We start from the raw sequence: 7,547 nt of genomic DNA, 5'->3' as shown, positions 1-7,547 counted from the left end.
CTGCTGCAGCCGGCGCCGTCGGCCGCCACACTCGCCCTGATCGACGCCAAGCTGGCGCACGAACGCCGGCGCAGCACCCTCCCGGCCCTGCGTCCGGCCCGGCTGGCGCCCGTGCTCGCGGGCTGGCGCGCCGGCGACTACGTCCGGTTCGGGCTCGGCCTGCAGGACGTGCTGCGCGACCTGACCCAGCCGGTCTGAGCTGCCGCTGCGGCTGCTGCGGCGGTCGCGGTCTCGGCTGCCGTTTTCCGGGCGCGCGGCCCGCTACTCGTGGTAGCGGTGCGGGCTGGGCTGCAGCAGGCTGCGCCAGCTCTTGCCCTGCGCGGCCTTGACCGCGCAGATCAGCAGGAGCAGCCAGCCGAACTCGACCAGCACGGTGCTCTCCGCCGCCGAGGTGACCAGTAGCAGCACCAGGATCAGCGGCGACCACACGTAGACCACCGGGCGCTTGTCCGAGGCGAGCAGCCAGGACCGCCAGAACGCGAGCCCGACCAGGGCGAGGAAGGCGAGCAGGCCGACCAGCCCGACCTGGAAGTAGACGTCGAGGAAGGCGTTCAGCCCGGAGGTGTGCTCCCGCCCGGTCACGAAGTCCAGCCAGCCGTACGGGGTCACCTGGGCCGGCCAGAGCCCGGCCCAGCCCCATCCCTCCAACGGATGCAGCCGGCCCAGACGCCACATTTCGCTCCACAGCGTCGACCGTACCTCGAATTCGCTGCCCGCGTTCAGCAGTTCGGTGATGCGCGCCCGGGCGATGAACCCCGCGATGCCGGCGACCGCGGAGGTGATGAGCAGCCCGATCTGCAGGATCCACCGGCCCTCGGCCGGCGTGTGGCGCAGCCAGTACAGGGCCAGCGCCGCGACCCCCACGAAGAGCGCGACGACCAGCATGACGGGGGAGCGGGTGAGCAGCAGGGCGAAGCCGGCGAGGGCGATCGAGCCGACGCCGATTGACCGGGGGACCGACCGGGACCGCAGCTCGACCACGAAGGTGACCCCGGCGATCAGCGAGACGAGCCCGAACAGGTTGCGGGAGCCGAAGAGGCCCTGCACCGGCCCCAGGGTGGCGATATTGCCCTGGATGCCGAGGAAGGCGATGGGCAGGTCGAGCAGGAGCCCGGACAGCACCTCCAGCGCCAGGGACGCCACGAGCAGAAAGCGCAGCACGTCCCCGGTGGCGCGCACGATCTGGATGGTGTCGCGGGCCAGGGCGATGTAGACGGCCAGGAACGTGAAGGCCAGCTGGTAGAGCACGGCGCTGAGGGTCTCGAACGGGTAGCCCGTCCAGAGCAACGACAGGGCGCACCAGCCCACGAAGACCATGATCGAGATCGGCAGCAGCCCGTGCCAGTCGATGCTGGCCCAGCGGGCGCTGAGCGAGAACGCCGCCAGTGCCACCAGCCCGACCAGCACGCCCAGCAGGCCGGGCCAGCCGATCAGGCTGCGCACGGCGTGGGTGCCGAACGCGAAGCCGAGGATGAGCACGGTCAGTGCGGCCGCGAACTTCGGTGACGCGAACAGGCGCGTGAACGGGGCCGGAGCGGCGGGTCGGTTCGCGCGGTAGGTCATGGCTGTTCCACGCTACCGCTCACGGCAGCGTCTGAACGGATGACTGGGCTCTCTTGGTCGTCACGGCGAGCACCACCAGAAGAACCCAGCCGGACTCGATCAGCATCCGGCTCTCGGCGACGCTCTGCGCGAGGAGAGCGGTCAGCAGCAGCAGCGGCAGCAGCGAGGAGACCGTGTACGGCGCAGTGTCGGCAACGGTGCGGCGCGGCCGGTCGACGGCGAGGAGCCAGGACCGCCACAGCGTCGACAGCACCAGGGCGATGAAGATGATCAGGCCGAGGATACCCAGTTGCAGCCAGACGTCGAGCCAGGCGTTGTGGGCCTGCAGGTAGACGACGCCCCGGCGCACCGCGAGACCCTTGAACGGCTCGGCCCACGGCGCCCAGTAGCTCACCCAGCCCCAGCCCTGCACCGGGCGCTGACCGGCCAGGTCGATCACGCTCCGCCAGATGTCCAGGCGGCCGGTGAGGTCCGCGCTCTTGCCCAGCAGCGGCAGGATCCGGGGGGCGAGGGCGGCCAACGCCGCGGACACGGCGACGACGGATGCCGCGGCCGTCAGGTAGACGACGCCTCTCCGGTCCGGGCCGCGGCGACGGGCCCAGAGCGCGAGGCCGAGCACCACGGCCACGACGACGGCGGCGAAGCTGACGGTCGCGGACCGGGTCAGCACCAGGATCAGCACGGCGAGGGACAGCCAGGCCACGCCCCAGCCGCGGCGCACGGTTCCGGCCGCCAGCTGCAGGGCGAAGACGATCACGGCGAGGAGGGCCAGGAAGCCGAGCAGGTTGCGGTTGGCGACGATGCCCTCGATCGGCCCGCCTTGGAAGAGGAGCCCGCGTGACCAGTAGAAGGCCTGCGGCACCGTGTCGGTGCCGTAGTCGACCCAGAACGGGAGCACGGGCTGCCGCACGAAGAGCCCGACGGTCACCTCGAAGACCAGGGACAGCCCGAGCGCCCAGCGCAGGGCCGCGCCGAGGGTGCGCAGAAGTTCGGTCCAGGTCAGGCAGAGGGCGAGGAAGAGTGCGGCGAAGGTGGTCACCCACTGCAGTGTGATGCCGATCAGGGACGCGCCCAGGTAGTTCGTCCAGACCAGCGACAGGGTGGCCAGCCCGAGAAACGCGATCAGCGACTTCGGGAACCGGGGCCACATCCAGTCCGGCTTCAGGCGGACGAGGCCGATGAGGATGCCGGCGCCGATGATCAGAACGATCGCGCCGTAGCCCCACCAGCCGAGCAGGCTGCGCCAGAATTGCCCGGCCAGAACGGAGAAGAACACGAGGGTCGCGAAGGTGCGAACGACGAAACGGCTCTGGACAGAGGGCATGACACTAAGGGTAGTGGCGAGGCGGGGTCACTTTTCGTCACTTTTAATACCCCGGGGGGTATGCTTATCCCGGAGGCACTTGTGAAAACACTCATTGTTGGCGGAGTTGCAGGCGGTATGTCGGCGGCTACGCGATTGCGGCGGCTGGACGAGACGGGTGAAATCATTGTATTCGAACGCGGGCACTATGTGTCATTCGCGAACTGCGGTTTGCCGTATTACGTCGGCGGCGTGATCCAGGACCGCCAGAACCTGCTGCTCCAGACCCCCGCCTCGCTGGCCGCCCGGTTCAACCTGGACGTGCGCGTCGACCACGAGGTGACCGGCATCGACCGCGACGCGAAGACCGTCTCCGTGCGCCACACCCAGACCGGCGTCGAAACCGTGGAGGCCTACGACCGGCTCATCCTCGCGGCCGGCGCGACCGCCCGCACGGGGATCACCCCGGCCGGGCTCGCCACACGCACCCTGCGCACGGTCGACGACGTCGACCACATCGACGCCCTGCTCCGCGACATCACCGGCCCGGCATCCGCCGTGGTGATCGGTGCGGGCTTCATCGGCCTCGAGGCCGTCGAGAACCTCGTGCACCGCGGAGTCGCCGTGACCCTGGTGGAGTTCGGCGCCCAGGTCTTCGGCCCCCTCGACGTCGAAATGGCCGCGCCGGTGCTCGACGAGCTGCGCGCCCGCGGCGTCGACGTGCGGCTGCACAGCACGGTCGTGGCCGCCGCGAACGGGGGAGTCGAGCTCAGCGACGGCACCATCGTGCCCGCCGACCTCGTGATCGACTCCGTCGGTGTCGTCCCCGACACCTCCCTCGCCTCCCGGGCCGGGCTCACCATCGGCGCCAGCGGCGGAATCGAGGTCGACGACACCCAGCAGACGAACGACCCCTCGATCTGGGCCGTCGGCGACGGGGTCGAGAAGATCGACGCCATCAGCGGCCAGGGCACCCTGATCACCATGGCCGGGCTCGCGAACCGGCACGGCCGGGCGACCGCCGACAGCATCGCCGGAACGCCGGAGCCGGCGTCGCCGGCCCTCGGCACCGCCATCGTCGGCGTCTTCGGCCTCACGGCGGCCATGGTCGGCTGGAGCGAGAAACGCCTCGTCGCCCAGGGCCGCGCGCACCGGGTCGTGCACACCCACCCGGCCTCGCACGCCACCTATTACCCGGGTGCCGAGACCATGTCGATGAAGCTCCTGGTGGACCCGGAGTCGGATGCCATCCTGGGCGCCCAGATCATCGGCGGCAGCGGCGTCGACAAGCGCATCGACATCCTGGCGACGGCGATGACGGGCGGGCTGACGGCATCCGCCCTGACCCGCCTCGAACTCGCCTACGCGCCGCAGTACGGCTCGGCGAAGGACCCGATCAACCAGCTCGGCTACGTCGCCGCGAACCTCGCCGCCGGAACGACCCGCAATCTGCAGTGGCACGAGCTGGAGGCCGCCCAGGCGGCCGGCGCCACCCTGGTGGACGTGCGTACGGCCGGCGAATTCGCCGCCGGCAGCATCCCGGGCGCCGTCAACGTGCCCCTGGACGAGCTGCGCGAGCGCCTCGGCGAACTGCCCGCCGGAACCCTGGTCGTGCACTGCCAGGTGGGGCAGCGCGGACACACCGCGGCCCGCATCCTCAGCCAGAACGGCCGGGACGTGCTGAACCTCGACGGCGGCTACCGCACCTGGACGGCCGGCGTCTCCACCCTCACCCCCGCCACCTTCGCCCGAAAGGCCTGATCATGGAACCCGACCAGAACCAGAAGAAGATCGTCAACCGGCTGCGCCGGGCCCAGGGCCAGCTCGGGGCGGTCATCACCGCGGTCGAGGCCGGCGGCAGCTGCAAGGACGTCGTCACCCAGCTCGCCGCCGTATCGAGCGCGCTCGACCGGGCCGGGTTCGTGATCGTGTCGACGGCGATGCGGGAATGCCTCGACAACCCGGATGGGCAGAACTCCCTCACGGTCGACGAGCTGGAGAAGCTCTTCCTCACCCTCTCCTAACCAATTCGACGGAGATTCTTCTGTAAAAGTCCAATTTCGGGCCGTTAGGGTCCGATTTCGGCAAAATCTCCGTCGAATTCGTTCAGGGCGCGGGCGGGAGAGCGGCTCGGGCGGGAGAGGGGCGTGCGGGCTCCCGCCCTCCCGCTCTGCTAGACGAAGGCCGCCTGGCCGGTGATGCTGCGCCCGACGATCAGCGTGTTCATCTCCCTGGTGCCCTCGTACGAGTACACGGCCTCGGCGTCGGCGAAGAAGCGGGCCACGTCATAGTCGAGGACGATGCCGTTCCCGCCGAAGAGTTCGCGGCACCAGGCGACCGTTTCGCGCATCCGTGCCGTCGTGTACAGCTTCGCCAGGGCGGCGTGCTCGTCGCGCTGGCTGCCCTCGTCGAGCATCTGCGACACCCGCACCACCATGCCCAAGCTGGCGGTGATGTTGCCGAGCGACTTCACCAGCAGGTCCTGCACGAGCTGGTGCCCGCCGATCTCCTTGCCGAACTGCACGCGCTCTTTCGCGTAGGCGACCGCGGCCTCGTAGGCGCCGATCGAGGTGCCGACGGCGGCCCAGGCCACCTCGGCCCGGGTCAGGCGCAGCACCTTGGCGGTGTCCCGGAACGAGTTCGCGTTCTGCAGCCGGTTGCGCTCGGGCACGACCACGTTCTCCAGTACGATGTCCGCGTTCTGCACTGCGCGCAGGCTGATCTTGCCGTCGATCTTCGTCGCCGAGTACCCGGCCGTGTCGGTGGGCACGAGGAAGCCCTTCACCATGCCGTCGGCGGTGTCCTTCGCCCAGATGATGGTGATGTCGGAGAAGGTGGCGTTGCCGATCCAGCGCTTCTCCCCGTTGAGCAGCCAGGTGTCGCCGGTTCGGGTCGCCGTGGTGCGCAGCCCCTGGGCCGCGTCGGAGCCGGAGAACGGCTCGGTCAGGCCGAAGGCGCCGACGATCTCGCCCGAAGCCAGCCGCGGCAGCCACTCGTCGCGCTGCTCCTGAGATCCCGTCGCCGCGATCGTGCCGCAGGCCAGCCCGTTCTGCACACCGACGAAGGTGGCGACGGATGCGTCCACCCGGGCGACCTCCAGGGCGACGAAACCGCGGAACACGGCCGAGTTCTCGAACGGGCGGGTCTCGGGCCAGCCGAACGAGTAGGCCCCGAGCTGCGCCAGCGGGCGGATGACCTCGGCCGGGAATTCGGCGCGCTCCCAGCATCCGTTCACGATCGGCCGCACGTCGGACTCGAGGTAGGCGCGCAGATTGGTCAGCGCGGTTTTCTCCTGATCGGTGAGCAGATTCTCGTAGCCGAAGAAGTCGCTGGGAAGTAGCTCGAAGTTCATCTGGTGCTCCATTGCAGAGGGCGACGGCCTCGCTTGCGGCGGTCGGCGAATTCTCGCCAGCCTAGGTGGGCCCCTGGCCTGGCCGAAAGCCCTTGGTAGTTTGGTCTAAACCGAACAGTGCAGGAGCCAACCATGTTTGTGGGCATCACCAATTCGCCGCGGGACTACGCCTGGGGATCGACCACCGCCATCTCCGGACTGCTCGGCTACGCTCCGTCGGGTAAACCGGAGGCCGAGCTCTGGCTGGGCGCGCATCCCGGGTCGCCCTCGCTGATCGTCGACCCGGCCCAGGTCGGCGGGCACCGCACGCTGCTGGACTGGATCACGGCGTCCCCCGAGGTCGCCCTCGGCGCAGCGGCGGCCGCGCACGCGAACGGTTCGCCCGCCGGGTCGGCTCCGCCGCGGCTGCCGTTCCTGCTGAAGGTGCTCGCCGCGCAGAGTCCCCTCTCGCTGCAGGCGCACCCGACCAGTGAGCGTGCGCGCAGCGGCTTCGCCCTGGAGAACGCAGCCGGTATCCCGCAGACCGCGGCCGACCGCAACTACCGCGACCCGTTCCACAAGCCCGAGGTGATCTTCGCCCTGAGCGACACCTTCGAGGCGCTCTGCGGTTTTCGCGAGCTGACCGAGATCCGGCGCATCCTCGGCGAACTCCGGGCGCTCGACGTGGCCTCGGACGACCCGCAGCCCGGCGCCCTCGACGCCCTCGAACGCCACCTGCTCGGACCGGACGCGCTGCGCGACTGCGTCGACTGGCTGCTGCGTGACGGCCGCGGCGGAGACTCCGGCGAGGTGGCCTGGCTGGTCGAACGCGTCGTGCTGCTCGCCGACAGCGCCACGTACCTGGCCGAGGGCGGCGCCATCATCGAGTTCCCGCTCGAGTTCGCCACCGTGCGGGACCTCGCCCGCGCTTACCCGGGAGACCCCGGCATCGTGATCTCCCTGCTGACCAACCGGGTCTCGCTCAAGCGCGGCGAGGTGCTGTATTTGCCGGCCGGCAACATCCACGCCTACCTGTCCGGTCTCGGCGTGGAGTTGATGGCGGCGTCGGACAATGTGCTCCGCGGCGGGCTCAGCCCCAAGCACATCGACGTCGACGAACTGCTCGAGGTGCTCGACTTCACCCCCCTGCCGGTGCCGTATCTGCCGCCGGTATCGACCTCTCCCGGCGTGGACGAGTTCCGGCCGGACGTCGACGACTTCGAACTCGTCCACATCGCGGCCGAGCCGGCTGCGGGTGCGGGCGCTGCTGCCCTTGCTGCGGGGGCTGCTGCGGGCGGTGCGGCGGGCGGTGTGGCTGGCGCTGCGGCTGGCGCTGCGGCGGGCGCGGCT

6 protein-coding genes and 1 pseudogene are annotated in these 7,547 nt (G+C 70.2%); 4 read left to right on the top strand and 3 right to left on the bottom strand.

The window, feature by feature from the left end; genetic code table 11:
- Positions 1-198 (top strand): annotated as a pseudogene (locus E3T37_RS16925) (hypothetical protein); the annotation flags it as partial.
- A gap of 63 nt (positions 199-261) precedes the next feature.
- Here the strand turns inward: E3T37_RS16925 and E3T37_RS13375 are convergent.
- A complete protein-coding gene (locus tag E3T37_RS13375; RefSeq protein ID WP_134367595.1) occupies positions 262-1,563 on the bottom strand; it encodes an O-antigen ligase in 1,302 nt (433 codons plus the stop codon).
- A gap of 19 nt (positions 1,564-1,582) precedes the next feature.
- A complete protein-coding gene (locus tag E3T37_RS13370; RefSeq protein WP_134367593.1) occupies positions 1,583-2,887 on the bottom strand; it encodes an O-antigen ligase in 1,305 nt (434 codons plus the stop codon).
- A gap of 81 nt (positions 2,888-2,968) precedes the next feature.
- On the opposite strand from E3T37_RS13370, the gene E3T37_RS13365 reads away from it, so the two are divergent.
- Both E3T37_RS13365 and E3T37_RS13360 read left to right on the top strand, forming a co-directional pair.
- Positions 2,969-4,627 (top strand): FAD-dependent oxidoreductase, encoded by a 1,659-nt coding sequence (locus E3T37_RS13365; RefSeq protein WP_134367591.1) that lies wholly within the window; start codon positions 2,969-2,971, stop codon positions 4,625-4,627.
- A gap of 2 nt (positions 4,628-4,629) precedes the next feature.
- Entirely contained in the window at positions 4,630-4,890 is a 261-nt protein-coding gene (locus tag E3T37_RS13360; protein ID WP_134367589.1) for a metal-sensitive transcriptional regulator, read from the top strand.
- 149 nt (positions 4,891-5,039) lie between these two features.
- Here E3T37_RS13360 and E3T37_RS13355 read toward each other — a convergent pair whose 3' ends face one another.
- Positions 5,040-6,218 (bottom strand): acyl-CoA dehydrogenase family protein, encoded by a 1,179-nt coding sequence (locus E3T37_RS13355; RefSeq protein WP_134367587.1) that lies wholly within the window; start codon positions 6,216-6,218, stop codon positions 5,040-5,042.
- A 132-nt stretch (positions 6,219-6,350) separates the two neighbouring features.
- Here E3T37_RS13355 and manA point away from each other — a divergent pair.
- On the top strand, positions 6,351-7,547 hold a 1,197-nt coding region (gene manA / locus E3T37_RS13350; RefSeq protein WP_134367585.1), incomplete at its 3' end, for a mannose-6-phosphate isomerase, class I.

This window comes from Cryobacterium sp. TMT2-10 (assembly GCF_004403075.1).
Classification (GTDB): Bacteria; Actinomycetota; Actinomycetes; order Actinomycetales; family Microbacteriaceae; genus Cryobacterium; species Cryobacterium shii.
The sequence above is the reverse complement of the archived record's forward strand: the minus strand, read 5'-3'. Positions and strand labels throughout refer to the sequence as shown.

Coding starts and splice junctions, on each gene's coding strand:
- E3T37_RS13375 (WP_134367595.1), bottom strand. CDS start 1,563: ATGACCTACCGCGCGAACCGACCCGCCGCTCCGGCCCCGTTCACGCGC.
- E3T37_RS13370 (WP_134367593.1), bottom strand. CDS start 2,887: ATGCCCTCTGTCCAGAGCCGTTTCGTCGTTCGCACCTTCGCGACCCTC.
- E3T37_RS13360 (WP_134367589.1), top strand. CDS start 4,630: ATGGAACCCGACCAGAACCAGAAGAAGATCGTCAACCGGCTGCGCCGG.
- E3T37_RS13355 (WP_134367587.1), bottom strand. CDS start 6,218: ATGAACTTCGAGCTACTTCCCAGCGACTTCTTCGGCTACGAGAATCTG.